Source organism: Vitiosangium sp. GDMCC 1.1324 (genome assembly GCF_003044305.1).
Taxonomy (GTDB): Bacteria; Myxococcota; Myxococcia; order Myxococcales; family Myxococcaceae; genus Archangium.
Genome location: NZ_PZOX01000029.1, coordinates 67777 through 83497 on the forward strand (window position 1 = coordinate 67777; position 15721 = coordinate 83497).

At 67.6% G+C, this 15721-nt stretch carries 11 protein-coding genes; 6 read left to right on the top strand and 5 right to left on the bottom strand.

Translation table 11 applies throughout. The annotated features are described in order from the left end of the window. The first annotated feature begins 279 nt into the window (after positions 1 to 279). On the top strand, positions 280 to 2703 hold the full coding sequence (locus tag DAT35_RS50290; protein WP_108076709.1) for a M4 family metallopeptidase: 2424 nt from the start codon (positions 280 to 282) through the stop codon (positions 2701 to 2703). 101 nt (positions 2704 to 2804) lie between these two features. On the opposite strand, the gene DAT35_RS61540 is transcribed toward DAT35_RS50290, so the two are convergent. Further along, entirely contained in the window at positions 2805 to 3503 is a 699-nt protein-coding gene (locus DAT35_RS61540) for a hypothetical protein (RefSeq protein ID WP_233262188.1), read from the bottom strand. Positions 3504 to 3900: 397 nt separating this feature from the next. Here DAT35_RS61540 and DAT35_RS50300 point away from each other — a divergent pair, with 397 nt between their 5' ends. Then, on the top strand, positions 3901 to 6114 hold the full coding sequence (locus DAT35_RS50300; protein ID WP_108076620.1) for a M3 family metallopeptidase: 2214 nt from the start codon (positions 3901 to 3903) through the stop codon (positions 6112 to 6114). An 81-nt stretch (positions 6115 to 6195) separates the two neighbouring features. On the opposite strand, the gene DAT35_RS50305 is transcribed toward DAT35_RS50300, so the two are convergent. Continuing rightward, complete coding sequence (locus tag DAT35_RS50305; protein WP_158502217.1) at positions 6196 to 7362, bottom strand: NAD(P)/FAD-dependent oxidoreductase; 1167 nt, start codon at positions 7360 to 7362, stop codon at positions 6196 to 6198. Between the two features lie 50 nt (positions 7363 to 7412). Continuing rightward, on the bottom strand, positions 7413 to 8030 hold the full coding sequence (locus tag DAT35_RS50310) for a TetR/AcrR family transcriptional regulator (protein ID WP_108076622.1): 618 nt from the start codon (positions 8028 to 8030) through the stop codon (positions 7413 to 7415). Positions 8031 to 8191: 161 nt separating this feature from the next. Between DAT35_RS50310 and DAT35_RS50315 the strand changes: the two genes are divergently transcribed. Continuing rightward, entirely contained in the window at positions 8192 to 8893 is a 702-nt protein-coding gene (locus tag DAT35_RS50315; protein WP_108076623.1) for a hypothetical protein, read from the top strand. A gap of 85 nt (positions 8894 to 8978) precedes the next feature. On the opposite strand, the gene DAT35_RS50320 is transcribed toward DAT35_RS50315, so the two are convergent. Both DAT35_RS50320 and nth read right to left on the bottom strand, forming a co-directional pair. Beyond that, entirely contained in the window at positions 8979 to 10979 is a 2001-nt protein-coding gene (locus DAT35_RS50320; RefSeq protein WP_158502218.1) for a S8 family peptidase, read from the bottom strand. A gap of 356 nt (positions 10980 to 11335) precedes the next feature. Continuing rightward, on the bottom strand, positions 11336 to 12088 hold the full coding sequence (gene nth / locus DAT35_RS50325; RefSeq protein WP_108076625.1) for an endonuclease III: 753 nt from the start codon (positions 12086 to 12088) through the stop codon (positions 11336 to 11338). A 171-nt stretch (positions 12089 to 12259) separates the two neighbouring features. Between nth and DAT35_RS50330 the strand changes: the two genes are divergently transcribed. From DAT35_RS50330 to DAT35_RS50340, 3 genes are all read left to right on the top strand, one after another. Then, on the top strand, positions 12260 to 14113 hold the full coding sequence (locus DAT35_RS50330) for a HAMP domain-containing sensor histidine kinase (RefSeq protein ID WP_108076626.1): 1854 nt from the start codon (positions 12260 to 12262) through the stop codon (positions 14111 to 14113). Then, positions 14088 to 14813 (top strand): response regulator transcription factor, encoded by a 726-nt coding sequence (locus tag DAT35_RS50335; RefSeq protein WP_108076627.1) that lies wholly within the window; start codon positions 14088 to 14090, stop codon positions 14811 to 14813. Before DAT35_RS50330 ends, DAT35_RS50335 begins: the two co-directional genes overlap by 26 nt. 79 nt (positions 14814 to 14892) lie before the next feature. Beyond that, positions 14893 to 15645 carry an energy transducer TonB gene (locus DAT35_RS50340; RefSeq protein ID WP_108076628.1) on the top strand — a complete coding sequence of 251 codons (753 nt, stop codon included), beginning with the start codon at positions 14893 to 14895 and terminating at the stop codon, positions 15643 to 15645. The last annotated feature ends 76 nt before the right edge of the window (positions 15646 to 15721 follow it).

Here is a 15721-nt window from a genome sequence, read left to right on the forward strand (position 1 = left end):
GCTGGCGGCGAAGGCGAGGCGGAATTCCTCACGCACCGCGTCCAGCTCCAGGCCCACGGGGCGGAATGCCTCACACGGCCCAATGACACACACGGCATGCGGGGCGGAATGCCTCACATCCAGACACCAGACACGCAAACGCTTTCAAACCCCTTTCATCACCAATATCAGCACCGAAACAGAAAAACGTGTGCCTCGCGCTTTTTTGGCAACTCCAGTCTAAAATTATGAGACAATGATTCCGCCTTGAACCTGTTGCGTTTCACGGGAGGTATCATTTTGGCTCGCAAGTTCATCAAAACACTGACAGTCGCAGGACTGGCGCTCTCCGCGTCCGCCTGCGGCAACATTCCCAACCCTGGCACCGAGGAGACGGGTCCCAAGGTCGAGGCCGGTGACATCCAGGCGGCCGCAGACGAGCTCTCCAGCGTGGAAGTGCTGAACGTCGCGGATGACGGCATGCCGACCTTCTTCCGGGGCAACCTCGGCAAGGCGGATCAGCAACTGCAAGGCCTCGCGGCGACCACCGCGGATGCAAGTCTGAAGAAGGCCCTGCCCGGCGTGGCGCGGCTGTTCCGCCTCAATACGGCGGACCTCGTCCTCAAGAATGTCAGCCAGGATCGCTCCGGCAACAACTACTTCCGCTACAGCCAGACCAAGAACGGCCTGCCGGTGCGCGGCGCCGAGCTGCTGGTGCACGTGAACAAGGACGGCGCCATCTTCGCCGCCAACGGCAGCGCGCGTGACGGCTCCTCCCTGTCCGCCACCCCGAACGTGGGCGCGGAGGCCGCGCTGGCCGTGGCCCGCGCGGAGGCCGCCCTCTCCGGCAGCTCCGTGCAGGGCACGCCCCAGCTCGTCTATGTCCGCTCCACCCAGGATCACCGCCTGTATCTGGCCTACGAGGTGACCGTGGCCGGCGGCGAGCGCGCGGGCGTTCCCGTGAAGGACCTGGTCTACGTGGATGCCCACGGCGGCTCGATCGTGGACCGCAACCCCCTCATCCACTCGGCCCTCAACCGCGTGGTCTACAGCGCCAACAACGGCACCTCGCTGCCCGGCACCCTCAAGCGCAGCGAGGGCGGCGCCGCCTCGGGCGACACCCACGTCGACCAGAACTATCTCAAGCTGGGTGGCACGTACGACTGCTACAAGAACAACTTCGGCCGCGACTCGTTCGACAACGCGGGCGCGCAGCTGAAGAGCTCGGTGCACTACAGCAGCAACTACGTGAACGCCTACTGGGACGGAACCCAGATGGTGTACGGCGACGGCGATGGCGTGAACTCGGGCATGCTCGGTCTGTCCGCGGACGTGACCACGCACGAGCTCACCCACGCGGTGACCGAGCGCACGTCCAACCTCACCTACTCGGGTGAGTCCGGCGGCCTCAACGAGGCGATGAGCGACATCTTCGGCGCCTACTGCGAGAGCTACGCCTCGGGCACCTGGGCCACCACCGACGCGGTGTTCATGGTGGGCGACGACATCTGGACCCCGGCCACCCCGAACGACGCGCTCCGCTACATGTACGACCCCGCCAAGGATGGCACCTCGCTGGACTTCTGGACCAGCACCGCTGGCAGCAAGGACGTGCACTACAGCTCAGGCATCGCCAACCTGGCCTTCACGCTGCTCTCCAAGGGCGGCACGCACCCGCGCGGCAAGTCGACCAACACCGTGACGGGCATCGGCGTGGACCACGCCGGCCACATCTTCTACGAGGCCAACACCAACTGCCTCACCGCGGGCTCCACCTTCGCGGACGCGAAGACCTGCACCGAGCAGAAGGCCACCACGCTCTATGGCGCCACCGAGGCGGCCTCCGTCACCGCGGCCTGGACGGCGGTGGGCGTGGGCGGCACCACCACGCCTCCCGCGGGCTGCACGACGCCGACGGTGCTCACCAATGGCGTGGCGAAGACCGGCCTCTCCGGCGCCACCGGCGGCCAGCAGTGCTTCTCCCTGGCCGTGCCCTCGGGCGCTACCAACCTCCAGTTCGCCATGAGCGGCGGCACCGGTGACGCGGACCTGTACGTGAAGTTCAACGCGGTCCCCACCACCACCACGTACGACTGCCGTCCCTACCTGTCCGGCAACGCGGAGACCTGCACCGTCGCCGCCCCGAGCACGGGTACGTACTACGCGATGCTCAACGGCTACTCGGCCTACTCCGGCGTGCAGCTCGTGGGCAGCTACACCACGGGCGGTGGCGGTGGTGGCACCTGCGGCACCTCCTCACAGCTGCTGGCCAACCCCGGCTTCGAGAGCGGCAACGTGAGCTGGACGGCCACCTCGGGCGTCATCGACGGCACCACGTCGGGCAGCGCGCCGCGCACCGGCACCTATAAGGCCTATCTGGATGGTTACGCCACGACCCACACCGACACGCTGTACCAGCAGATCACCATCCCCTCCACGGCCTGCAGCGCCAACTTCAGCTTCTGGCTGAAGATCACCACCTCCGAGACCGGCTCCACGGCGTACGACACGCTCACGGTGCAGGTGCAGAACAGCTCGGGCACGGCGCTGGCCACCCTGGGCACCTACAGCAACGTGAACGCGAGCACGGGCTACGTGCAGAAGTCCTTCGACCTGAGCGCGTACAAGGGCCAGACCATCCGCGTCTACTTCAAGGGCGTGGAGGACTCCTCGCTGGCCACGAGCTTCTTCATCGACGACACCGCGGTGAACATCACCCAGTAGCCGTCCGGTTCCAGGCCTGAAGTCCGCGGCGCGAGGGGAGGCAACCAGGCCCCTCGCGCCGTTTCTTCATGAGACATCCGGAACCTCGCACTGCGATCTGATTACGCCTTGGGCGCTTCCTGCTGCGGCTGCTGCTCGGGCTTCTTGGGGGAGAGCAGCTCGTCGAGCTTGCGCGTCAGACGATCCAGCTCCTGGTTGATGGCCTGCACCTGCGACTGGCTCGCCACGCCGCCCACCACCTTCACCATCCGGCCCTGCAGCCCCGTGAGGCGCTGGCGCACCTCGCCACCCACCCACGTCGCCTTCTTCTGCAGCTCCTGCACCGCCGGCTTCTCGCGCAGCTCGTTCACGCGCCGCTGCAGCACCTCGCGGCCGGACTCACGGCCCTTCGTCACCAGCGTCTGCAGCGCCTTCTGCGCCTCCGCCTCGAGCTGTCCGAACTGCTTCTGCGCCTGCTCCAGGCGTCCCTTCACAAAGGACGTCACCTGGCCAGCGGCCTCCGTCACCGCCGCCTCGGCCTTCGCCGCCTCGGCCTTCACCGCCTCGGCCACCTTCTCCACCACCGGCGTCTCCACCTTCGCCGCCTCGGCCTGCACCGGCTCGGCAGCCGGCGTCTCCACCTTCGCCGCCTCGGCCTGCACCGGCTCGGCAGCCGGCGTCTCCACCTTCGCCGCCTCGGCCTTCACCGGCTCGGCAGCCGGCGTCTCCGCCTTCGCCTCAGCCTGCACCGGCTCGGCCTTCACCTGGGTCTCGGTCTCCTGGGTCACTGCCTCGGACTTCGCCGCCTTGCTCTTCGCCATGTTCGCTCTCCTCTTCAACTACCAGATGGCCGAAGAGATAACGCATTGCGTCAAAGTCGTCAAGGTTCGTTGACGCACCGCGACAATGCCCGCACTCCACGAGGAGGGGCAAGCAGGCGGGCCAGCAGGGCGCCGCCTACGCGGAGCAGACCAGCCAAGGATGGCACCAATGCGAGCCGGGTACATGCGAGGCCGCGCGCCAGTTTCTCCCATTGAACAGATAGACCCGCGTTGCATTGCCCTCTCCCCTAGTCAACCAAGCCCGGCCGCGTCGTCTTGGGCTCGCGTTGGAGCAGGCTCGCTCGTGGGAGCTGGGAGATTCGGTCATTCGACACCCGGGTGCTTCCCGCTAGGCTCCGCCCCCTGCAACACCCATCCCGACTGGAGACATCACTTCATGCGCAAGCTGCTCTTCACAGGCGCGGGCGTGGCGGCACTCGTGTCCGCCTCGTGCGCGACGACCTCGCAGGAGGTCCGCGCGACGGCTGACACCCAGCCCACCGCGTCCACAGCGCCCACCCAGACCCCCACCCCGGCGGCGAATCCGCTGCTCGCCACGTGGTCTGGCCCCTACGGCGGCGTGCCTCCCTTCGCCCAGGTCAAGGTCGAGCACTTCAAGCCCGCGCTCGAGGCGTCGATCGAGGAGAACCGCCGGGAGATCGCCGCGATCGCCAACAACCCGGCCGCTCCCACCTTCGAGAACACCATCGCCGCGCTGGAAGACACCGGCCGGCGCTACGGTGACGTGAGCACGCTGTTCGGCATCTGGAGCTCGTCCATGAACGGGCCCGAGTTCCAGGCCGTCGAGCGGGAGATGGCGCCGAAGCTCGCCGCCTTCGCCGATGAGATCACCCAGAACGAGAAGCTCTTCCAGCGCATCGAGGCGGTCTACAACTCGCCCGACAAGGTGAAGCTGACCCCCGAGCAGCAGCGCCTGGTCTGGGTCCACTACACCAACTTCGTCCGCTCGGGCGCGAAGCTCGACGCGGCGGCGAAGAAGCGCCTGGGGGAGATCAACCAGCGCCTCGCCTCGCTCTACACCGACTTCAGCCAGAACGTGCTGGCCGACGAGGAGAGCTACCTCGTCGTCCTCGAGTCGGAGGCCGACCTCGCCGGCCTGCCCGAGTCCGTCCGCGCCGGTGCGGCAGCCGCGGCCGAGGCTCGTGGCAAGCCGGGCAAGTGGGTCATCACCAACACGCGCTCCTCCATGGAGCCGTTCCTGACCTACTCGTCCCGGCGGGAGCTGCGGGAGAAGGTCTGGCGCAACTACGTCAACCGCGGCGACAACGGCGACGCCCACGACAACAACAAGCTCATCACGGAGATCCTCGGGCTGCGCGCCGAGCGGGCGAAGTTGCTGGGCTACGAGACCCACGCCCATTGGCGGCTGGAGAACACCATGGCCAAGACGCCCGAGCGCGCCATGGCGTTGATGGAGGCCGTCTGGACTCCCGCCGTGGCCCGGGTCCGGGAGGAGGTCGCCGACATGCAGGCGATCGCCAACAAGGAAGGCGCGAAGCTGAAGATCGAGCCCTGGGACTACCGCTACTACGCCGAGAAGGTCCGCAAGGCGAAGTACGACCTCGACCAGAACGAGGTGAAGCCGTACCTGCAACTGGAGAAGCTGCGCGAGGGGATGTTCTGGGTCGCGGGCGAGCTGTTCGGCTTCTCGTTCACGCCCGTGAGCGACGTGCCGGTCTACCACCCCGATGTCCGCGTCTGGGAGGTGAAGGACAAGGCCAGCGGCCGGCACATCGGCCTGTGGTACTTCGACCCCTACGCCCGGCCCGGGAAGCGCTCCGGCGCGTGGATGAACGCCTACCGGAACCAGGAGCGCTTCAAGGGGGAGATCACCACCATCGTCTCCAACAACTCCAACTTCGTGAAGGGCAAGCCGGGAGAGCCGGTCCTGATCAGCTGGGACGATGCCTCCACCCTGTTCCACGAGTTCGGCCACGCGCTGCACGGCCTGAGCTCCAACGTGACGTACCCGACGCTCTCGGGCACGTCCGTGGCGCGTGACTACGTGGAGTTCCCCTCGCAGCTGCTGGAGCACTGGCTCTCCACGCCCGAGGTGCTGAACACGTACGCGGTGCACTACCAGACGGGCAAGCCCATCCCGGCGGAGCTGGTGGCGAAGATCAAGAAGGCGGACACCTTCAACGAGGGCTTCTCCACGGTCGAGTACCTGTCGAGCGCCCTGGTGGACATGAAGCTGCACCTGGCGGGGGCCAAGCCGATCGATCCGGACGCGTTCGAGCGCGACACGCTGGGAGCGCTCGGCATGCCGAAGGAGATCGTCATGCGGCACCGCACGCCGCAGTTCGGTCACGTCTTCGCGGGTGACGGGTACTCGGCGGGCTACTACAGCTACCTGTGGTCGGACACCCTCACGGCCGACGCCTTCGAGGCCTTCACCGAGGGCAAGGGCCCGTACGACCGGGACGTGGCCGCCCGGCTGAGCAAGAACATCTTCTCCGTGGGCAACACGGTGGATCCGGCCGAGGGCTACCGCGCCTTCCGCGGCAAGGACGCGGGCATCGACGCGCTGATGCGCAAGCGTGGCTTCCCGGTCCCGGGCGCCCCGGTGCAGAAGAAGAAGGCGAAGTAGACCCCTGCCGGTCCCGGCCGGGGCTGGGCACCACCGAGACCTCTCGGAGGACTCCAGCCCTGGCCTGGCCGGGAAGATGCGTCACGCGGCCTGCACCCCCTCACGGCGCGCGCCGTAGAAGTTGCGCATCCCCTCCATCATCCAGCCGCGAGGCGTGAGCGCGAGGAACGAGTCTCGGACCGCGACCAGCGCCCGGTTCCGTCCGAGGATCATCGACCCGCTCCACCGGGCATTGCGCTGGAGCCGCGCGGCGATGGGTTGCACACGGGCCGCATAGGCCGCGAGCGCGTCCTGCGCATCGGAGGTGGCACACAGCGCCTCGGTCAGCAGGGCGGCGCTCTGGAGTGCGAAGGCGCTCCCCATCCCCGACAGGAACGTGGGGCACGCGGCGGCGTCACCCAGCAGGCCGACCCTCCCTCGCACGATGGAGTCGAGGCAGATCATCTTGATGTCGTCGACGAACACGAAGCTCTGGTCGTCGATCTCCGCGAAGGCGGTGCGCACCACCGGGGCGAACGCGTTGTACTCACGGGCGAAGAACGCTCGCGTGGAGCCCGCGCCCTGGAGCTTCGGCCGGAGGCTCTCCCCACCGTGGTACACGATCGCCGAGAGGCGCCCCGGCGCGCTCGGGAGCAACCCCACCATCTTGCCGCGGCCGAGATACGCCGAGATCTCCCCGACCTCGAGCCCATGCGCCATCTCGATGTCGATGGCGACATAGCTGCCTCCGAGCAGGCGCTCTCCGCTCTCACCGAAGAGCCGCTTGCGCAGCTTCGAGTGGACACCATCGGCGCCAATCAGCACGTCCCCCCACTCCTCGCGGCCATCGGAGAGTGTCACGGTCACACGCCCGGGTTCCTCGCGGAAGTCGGCGACCTCGGTCCCGAAGCGGACATCGACATCATTGCGCACGCGTAGGTAGAGCACGTCGTGGAGATCGGCCCGCCGCATCGGGAGGAAGCCCCCCAACCCCGCGTTCAGGGCGGCCATGTGCTCGGTGCGGAGGAGCTGCCCTCCCTGCGTGCGGAACCGCAACCGGCCCGAGAGCGGAATCGCGCGGGCCTCGCAGTCTCCACGCACCCCGAGCCGGTCGAGCATGGCCACGCCCTCGGCCTTCAACGCGATGAAGTGACCCAGCGGCCGGAACTCACGCGCCCGCTCGATCACCAGGCAGTCATGGCCCGCGTCACGGAGAAGCCGCGCGAGCGCGAAGCCGCCGATTCCACCTCCCGAGATGAGCACCTTCATGTTCATTCCTCCTTCGGTTCGAGCGCGCGGTTCAATCGCACGCCCGGCAATCAAGGGCGCAGCAGGCGCTGGTAGGTGTCGAACACCAGCCGCGCGTGCTTGCGCAGAATGGCCTCACTCAATGTCTTGCGGCTGGTGACGAGCGACTGGTCGAGCACGGAGTCGCTCGCCATCACCAGCGAGACCAGGAGGTCGACCGGCAGATCCGTGCGCACACAACCGAGCTTGCGGCCCAGCTGGATGGCCGAGCGGAACTGCTCCTCCTGACGGCGAAGCAGCATCGGGGCCAACCTCGGGCTCGCGCGCAATTGCAGGCTGAGCTGGCGGAACGCTCCGAGCAGCTCGGGGAACCGGGAGGCCGCCACCAGCCAGGCGGAGAAGGTCTGCTCGACGCTCGGCCAGAAGTCCTCGGCGCTCACCGGTGACTGGGGCATGAGCGGCGGGAGCTGCGCCTCCAGACGGTCGTACAGGTCCTCCGCGGCGGCGGCGAAGAGGTCCTCCTTGTCCACGAAGTAATAGTAGTAGGCCCCCTTGCTCAGGCCCGCCTTCGCGAGGATCGCATTGAGCGAGGCCCCCTCGATCCCCTTCTCCGAGAACTCATCCAGCGCGATGCGCAGCAGCTCGGCGCGCCGGGCCTCGGGAAGCTTGTAGAACCGTTCGAGTGGCATAGACCGATGGTACAAACCACCGGTCTAATCCGCAACGCATTCTCGCCCTCCGAGAAGAACGAGCGTCCGGCCGCCGCCCCGGGCCCTCTTCTGTGCAGTGCATTTCAGTTGCGGGGCTGTGACTCTGAGTATGGGTCGGGAAATGACTAGGTTGGTGCGCCATGCGCCCCCTCTCCATGCTCTTGTTGCTCTCCGCCACCTCCGCCCACGCGGAGGTGTCCCTGCAATCCCTTCTCGACCGGCTCGGTGACGCCGAGGAGAAGAAGCTGGCCATTCCCGCCTGCCGGTTCGTGGAGAACTCGGTGACGGAGCAACTGGACAAGGAAGGGAACATCAAGGGGCGGCTGACGCGCAGCTACGAAGTCATCCGCGCGGGGACGAACGTGGTGTCGCGCAAGAAGCTCTCCGAGAAGGAAGAGGGAGAGCTGCTCAGTCAGCTCAAGGCGGAGCCACAGGATCAGAAGCAGAACGAAGATCCGCGCGGGCGGGTCTCGCCCTTCCACCCCAAGGTCCGGGACGAATACCAGTTCGAGCAGTCCGCCGGTCCGCGCGAGGGATTGGTCACGGTGAAGATCACCCCGCGCAAGGCGGACAAGAAGCGGATGAGGGGCACGGCGGTGGTGGATCCGAGGACGGCCCAGCTCATCTCCATGCGCCTGTCGCCGTCCGAGCTGCCTTCCATGCTCGACAGCTTCCAGATTGATTTCGCCTACGCGGACACGCCCTGTGAGCGGCAGCCCACGCAGCTCGAGTTCGCGGGCACGGGCGGTGTCTTCTTCTACAAGGTGCGCTTCCGCACGCAGGTGAAGATCTCCGGGCACCAGGTGCTGGAGTCCACCGACATCGGGGGCAGCGGCCCCTAGTCCGCGCTCCGCAGAGACAAAGACAGCCTGGCATCTCGAACCCGAGTGCCAGGCTGTCCGTTTCAGAAGTACCTATCGCGAATGCCTACTGACCCCAAGGATTGGCCGGCTGATCAGAAATGGCGACCCAGAAGCGCGTGCCGACAGGAATTTTTCCGTTGGCCCAGTAGCTCCACCCACCCGAGGTGGAGAGGTCCGAGCCATACCGGCCATCGTGGAACTCCGCCATCCGCCAGCCCGTCCCGAAGTTCCCGGCGCAGAGGCGATCCGCCTCGGCGCGGCTGGTGAGATCCGCCCCGGCAATGGCCGAGGTGCTCTGAACCTGGCCTCGCACCCAACCCGGATTGAAGCTGGGAGTGATTCCCGAGGGAACGGGGCTGTTGTCGACGAGCAGGCAGAGCATCGGCAGAGCCGTCGTCGCCGGTGTGTCACCGGTGTAGGCGTTGGTCTGGCCGTCATTGCCCACCAGGACCACGTCGTCCGCGCGCTGCTGACGAGACACCCAGGTCATGCCCGCATGGGTGGCCGGCAGCGAAGCTCTCACGTACAGCAACCGGTTGGCGGAGCCCGAGCCCGCGTTGCTCACCACGTTCGGCGTCGCGTTGCTCAGGAGCGCATTGCGGACCTCGGAGGGGCTGGCCGTGGGATGATCGTGGAGATAGACAGCGGCGGCCCCTGCGACCAGCGGCGCGGAGAAGGAGGTGCCGTTCTGGGTTTGGGTCTGCGTGTCGCTGTCCAGCCATGCGACCTCCATGCTGTACCCCGGCGCGAAGAGGTCGACCTTGCCGTAGTTGGCGAACGACGCCCGCTTATCAGCGGAATCCGTGGCGCTGACGGAAATGACAGAGCTATCCCGTGCAGGGCTCGAGCGGTCCGCGTTCCGGCTCTCGTTTCCAGCCGCGGCAATCACCGTGACGCCCGCCCGCACCGCCGCGCGCGCCGCACGATCCATGGGCGAGGGCCGGCTGAACCAGCGGCGCCAGAAGCCTGGAGGGAAGCCGTAGCTGACGTTCGCGACGGCGGGCTTGGTGTGGAACCGCGCCACCCAGTCCAGGCCGGCCACGACGGTCGAGCTGAACACGGAAATGGCCGGGTTGTAGGCGTTGGCCCGGCAACCGGCGATACGCACGGAGATGAGATTCGCGCCCGGAGCCACGCCCAGGGTCGCTCCACCCGCCATGCTTCCGACCGCGGTCCCATGACCATTGCAGTCATCCCGCTGGCCGGCGAAGCGAATGAAATCCACCGCCTGTGAAGCCCGGCCGCCGAACTCCTGGTGCGAGCGGCGGAAGCCCGTGTCGAGCACGTAGATATTGACCCCCGAGCCGTTGTTGCTGGCGGTGAAGCGTTGGTTCGGCTCCTTGGTGCGCTGATCCACCCGGTCCAGATGCCAGGCGATGAGCTCCTGACCGTAGGAGTCCTGCTCCACGGACTCCACCCGCGAATCCAGGCTCATGCTTTGAGCCTGCGCGTCCGAGCCCGAGAAGGTGAACATCTGCACCGCGGGAAGCACGTCGATGAGGGTTCCGCCATAGGCCGCCAGGAGGCTGTTGGCCAGGGTGGCCACCTGATCCGACGGCGTGCTCTCGCTGAACATCACGACGAACTGCCCCGGAACCGGCGCCTCCGAGGGGATGAACTTCACGTCGGTGGGCATGTCTCCCGCGGAGTTCCACGGGTTGGCCGGCTGATTGTTGATGGCCACCCAGAACCGGGTCCCGGCCGGGATCTGGCCCGTGCCCCAGAAAGACCATCCACTGGGAAACAAAAAGTTGCTGCCATAGCGTCCGTCGTGGAACTCGGCCATGCGCCAGCCAGACCCGAAATTGTCGGCGCACATGGCATCCCCCTGCTGCTGGGACGTGAGCAACAGACCCGGGGTGGGAGGCGTTGCACGGACTTCTCCGCTCAGCCATCCATTCTGGGAGTCGAAGGAAATGCCAGTGGGAGCCGCGCGGTCATCCACCAGCACGCACAGGAGGGAGCGGAACTCGGTGACAGAGGTGTCGCCTGTATAGGCATTACTCTGCGAGTCTCCTCCCACGTGGACATAACCGTTCTGCTGGCCCAACACCGTCCAGGTCATGCCAACGCGCACCGATGAGACCGCGGCCTTGACCTTGGATGGGATTTCCACATCGGATGTGTCTTCCGGGCTCGTGCATCCCGCAACCAGGGCAGTGCACAGCAAACCCGAGCACCACTTGGTGCCGAGACGATTCCAGGTGTCTTTCATGTTGTTGATTCTCGATGATGTGGTTGTTGCTGAGGGGTGACACGCCGTTCCGCAGCGCGAGAGACAAGTCACAATGGGGGGATGGCTTGTCTCTGATTCAACACATACCACCAAGGACTGACATGACCCTGGAGTTGGGCCTGCTTTTCGAATTCCAAAATTCCAAGAAGCACGACATGACAACGAAAGACAGAAAGCCTTCAGCGTCAGTATCTCTCGACGGAATTCGAACCCTCGAGGGCGGTCAGCCGGGCCTGCCCCGTGGGGCACAGGTCGAGCACGGCGCACCGCTGGCACGCAGGTTCCCGGAAGAAGCAGCACCGCTGCCCGTGCAGCATCAGCGCTTCGTGGTTGTCATAGATGCGCTGTGCGTCCCAGTCCGGTGGTAACTGCGCCTCGAGCAGACGATGCGCGGGCCCCACGGGTGTGGTCTCGGGAATCAGCCCCAGCCGCACCGCCACCCGGTGGTGATGGCTGTCCACCGGCAGCGCGGACATCCTCAGGCGGCTGAACAGCAGGGTCGCGGCGCTCGTCTTCGGCCCCACCCCGGGCAGGTGCTCCAGCCAGTCACGCGCCTCACGCACGGGCAGCTCCCCGAGGAAGTCCAGTGACAGGTCTCCGCTCCGGAACTCGGTGATCCGCCTGAGCACCTGCTGGATGCGCGGTGCCTTCTGCTCCGGCCATGTCACCGCCGCGATGGTCTCCTGGACCCGTTCGCACGGGGCATCGCGCACCTCCTCCCAGGTGGGAAAGCGGGCTCGGAGCTGGCGGAAGGCCGCTCCCGTGGAGGCGTTGCGCGTGCGGTGGCTCAGCAGCGCCGAGACGAGCTCGCTCAGCGGATCCTGCGCGCGGAAGAAAGGGATGGGACAGCCGTACACCGCGCACAGGCGCTCGTGCACCACCAGGGCCTTCGCGCTCAACGGGGACGGAGACTCGGGAAACAACGGGAGAGATGGCATGACAGGGCTTGACCTCGGACGTCACCCCTCATCGTTCGCATCCCCTCCCCTCCTGACGAGCCCCTACTCCCCGTCCGCGTGGCGGCCAGCCCGCCGGGCGCCCGCGGGCACGCGCGACCCCTGACCCGCCACGCATGCGCACGTATAATGCCCGCGGCCCTCGGGCCCCCCATGCTGCGCCGGCTCCTCCCTACCCTCCTCGCACTCGGATGCGGCCTCCTCGCCCTCTCCTGGGGGCTGGTGAGCCTCCAGCGCATCTTCGCCCAGGAGCGCGAGGACGCCCACGCCCAGCTCCGCTCCCGCCGCGATGCGCTCGAGGAGTACGCCACCCAGGCCCTCCGCCTCACGCTCGGCAAGCAGTTGGAGGCAAGCCTCACCTCCCTCCATGCCGCCATGGGCGACCCACTCGCCCCCGCCGAGGGTTTCTACCTCCAGTTCCGAGGCGCCCAGTTCCTCCCCCGCCTCACCCGCTCGGCCCCCGGCTCGCACGCTCCCGCCCGCCGTCACTACCGGGAGCTCCTCCGCGCCCTCACCGAGGGCACCACCCCCGAGGAGCCCTGGTCGGAGCGCCTGGGCCGGCTGCGCGCGGTGGAGGCCGCCCTCGGGGCGAGGAAGCCCGCCCGCGCCAACGCGCTCGCCGAGGACCTGCTGCGCTACCACGCCGAGCACCCCCTCCCCCCGGAGCAGGAGCTCCCCTTCCTCCTCCTCGTGCTCGAGCGGCTCCAGCGCGGCGAGGCCACCCCGCCCCTCGTCCGCGCGCTCCTGCGCGAGGGGCTCCCCGAGGACTTCGGCGGCATCGAGCGCTCCGCTGGCCTGCAGCGGGATCTCCTCCGCGAGCGCGGGCGCTTCACCCAGCCCGACTTCGACTTCCTGCTCGCCCACACCGTGGGGGTGAGCACCGCCCTCGGCGAGCCCTCCGACGACCTCCTGGCCCGCGCCCGCGAGGCCGGCGCCGGCATGCTCGTCATGCCCGAGGGCCTCTCCGGCCCCACCCTCATCGGCGAGCGCTGGTACGTGGAGCCCAGGGACGAGGTGGTGCGCGGCATCGCCGTGGACCTCGACGCGCTCCTGCGCGACCTGGCCCGCGACATGCGCGAGCGCGGCCACTTCGGCCCCGATGGCACGGTGCGGCTCCAGGACCCCGACGCCGTGCAGCCCCTGGACTCCCTCCGGCTGGAGGTCTCCGTCCCCCAGTGGACCGCCGCCGAGACGGCCATCGAGCAGCGCTACGGGCTCAAGACGCTGTTGGTGGCCACCTGCTGGGCGCTCGCGGTGGCCATCGGGGTGATGGCGGTGGTGGCCCAGCACGGCCGCTACCGCTACATCGAGCTCAAGAGCGATTTCGTGGCCACTGTCTCCCACGAGCTGCGCACCCCGCTGGCCTCCATCCGCCTGCTCGCCGAGACGCTCGAGCGCAAGCTCTCCAAGGCCCCCGAGATGCGCGACTACCCCGAGCGCATCATCCAGGCCGCCGACGGGCTGCACTTCCTCGTCGAGAACATCCTGTCCTTCAACCGCATCGACAAGGGCCGCTGGCAACTGCGGCCCGCCCGCGTCAAGCTGGACGAGCTCATCGCCATGCTCCGCTCGGACCTCGTGGGCAACACCTCCGTCCCCGTCCAGCTCACCGCCGACGTCGGCGACGTGGAGCTCGAGGTCGACCCGTCCCTGATGCGGCTGCTGTTCATCAACCTCGCCCGCAACGCCTGCGCCTACAACCGGCGCAACCCCGTGGAGCTCTCCATCCGCGCCTACCCCCACCCGCCCCATGGCTGCGTGGTGCTCTTCGGCGACAACGGCATCGGCATCCCCGAGGGCGAGTGGGAGAACGTCTTCCGCGACTTCTACCGGCTGGGCTCGCAAGGCCCCGAGGTCCATGGCAGTGGCCTCGGGCTCGCGCTGTGCCGGAGGATCATGGCCCTCCACGGGGGGCGCATCTCCATCGACAACTCCGGCCCCCAGGGCACCACCTTCTCCCTGCTCTTCCACGAACCCCGCCATGAACACCCCGAGCAGCCCTCCTAGCCCCCGCCCCTCCATCCTCGTCGTCGAGGATGATGCGAACCTGCGGATCGGCCTGCGCGACAACCTCCAGGACGAGGGCTACGACGTGGTCGTGGCCACCCACGCCCGCGAGGCCGAGCCGCTCTTGAGCGGGCGTTCCTTCGACCTGCTCATCCTCGACGTCATGCTCCCGGGCGAGGACGGCTACTCCTTCTGCCGGCGCCTGCGCGCCCAGGGCGTGCAGACCATGGTGCTGATGCTCACCGCGCGCTCGCTCGAGGACGACATCGTCCGCGGCTTCGAGGCCGGCGCCCAGGACTACATCACCAAGCCCTACCGCCTGCGCGAGCTGCTCGCCCGGGTGGGTGCCCTGGTGCGCCGCGCCGGCAGTGCCCCTCCCCAGGTCATGCCCTTCGCCGGCTTCAGCCTGGACCTGGGCAAGCGCGCCCTGTCCCGGACCGACGGCGGCATCATCGACCTCACCCGCACCGAGTTCGACCTGCTCGCCTTCCTCCTCAAGCACCGCGACCGCGCCCTCACCCGGGGGGAGATCCTCGACGCCGTCTGGGGCCGGGACGTCATCGTGGACCCGCGCACCGTGGACAACTTCGTCTCCAACCTGAAGAAGAAGCTCGGCTGGACGAGTGCGTCCTCCTTCACCATCCACACCATCCGAGGGGTGGGGTACCGGCTGGAGCTCGAGTCCATGACAAAACCATGACGAAGAGATGGCCGACCCAAGGCCACGGCACCGCCCTGACTCCTTAGTTTCTACGGTGTCAGCCAGGAGGGATTGCCAAGTGTTCCAGTCGGTCATCAATCAGACGGGATTGAGCGCGGGTCGGTTCGGTACGGGCATGTGGGTGTCCTTGATGGTTCACGCGGGCGTGCTCGCCGGCGTCATGGGCCTGTCGGGCAAGGCGGTGGAGAAGCTCCATATGGAGCCCGACGTCAGGATCTACCGGACCCTGCCGCAGCCGCCCAAGGGCAACCCGAATCCGCCCAAGGCGGTGACGGCACCCACTCCGCCCAAGCCCAAGAAGCCCAAGACCGAGCTGGTCCAGCCCAAGAACATCCCGCCTCCGCCTCCGGAGCCCCAGCAGACGGCCGAGGCGACTCCGCCTCCGGAGGATACGGACACCGAGGCCAATGACCTGCCCTACGTCCCCGGCAGCGATCCCAACGGTCGTGAGGAGGGCGGAGTCCCCTTCGCGAAGTCCGTCATGGAACAGATCGTGACCGACAGCATCGGCGGGACGGGCGAGGAGGTGCTCCCGTTCGGCTCTGGAATGACTCCGCCGAAGCTCGTCTCCGCCGGAATCCCGCTCCAGTACACCTACGAGGCGGCCCGGGCGCACGTCAGCGGCATCGTCATCGCCCGGTGCACCATCACCCGCGAGGGCTCCATCCAGGACTGCCGCATCATCAAGGGACTGCCGTTCATGGACGAGGCCGTGATCGAGTCCCTGACCAGCCGCCGGTACCATCCGGTGAGCTACCAGGGCAGGGCCGTCAGCGTGAGCTACACCTTCACCATCAACCTCAAGATGTGAGGTGAGGCTCTCATGTGGGCCGGGGCCCGTCGCCTCGGCCCACTCCGGTTTCATCCGTTGAACCGTGTCCGCCAGG

Bases quoted from the DNA above. Each gene is read 5' to 3' on its own strand.
- DAT35_RS50300 (WP_108076620.1), top strand. From the start codon at position 3,901: ATGCGCAAGCTGCTCTTCACAGGCGCGGGCGTGGCGGCACTCGTGTCC.
- DAT35_RS50315 (WP_108076623.1), top strand. From the start codon at position 8,192: ATGCGCCCCCTCTCCATGCTCTTGTTGCTCTCCGCCACCTCCGCCCAC.
- DAT35_RS61540 (WP_233262188.1), bottom strand. From the start codon at position 3,503: ATGGCGAAGAGCAAGGCGGCGAAGTCCGAGGCAGTGACCCAGGAGACC.
- DAT35_RS50330 (WP_108076626.1), top strand. From the start codon at position 12,260: ATGCTGCGCCGGCTCCTCCCTACCCTCCTCGCACTCGGATGCGGCCTC.
- nth (WP_108076625.1), bottom strand. From the start codon at position 12,088: ATGCCATCTCTCCCGTTGTTTCCCGAGTCTCCGTCCCCGTTGAGCGCG.
- DAT35_RS50320 (WP_158502218.1), bottom strand. From the start codon at position 10,979: ATGACCTGGACGGTGTTGGGCCAGCAGAACGGTTATGTCCACGTGGGA.
- DAT35_RS50335 (WP_108076627.1), top strand. From the start codon at position 14,088: ATGAACACCCCGAGCAGCCCTCCTAGCCCCCGCCCCTCCATCCTCGTC.
- DAT35_RS50305 (WP_158502217.1), bottom strand. From the start codon at position 7,362: ATGAAGGTGCTCATCTCGGGAGGTGGAATCGGCGGCTTCGCGCTCGCG.
- DAT35_RS50310 (WP_108076622.1), bottom strand. From the start codon at position 8,030: ATGCCACTCGAACGGTTCTACAAGCTTCCCGAGGCCCGGCGCGCCGAG.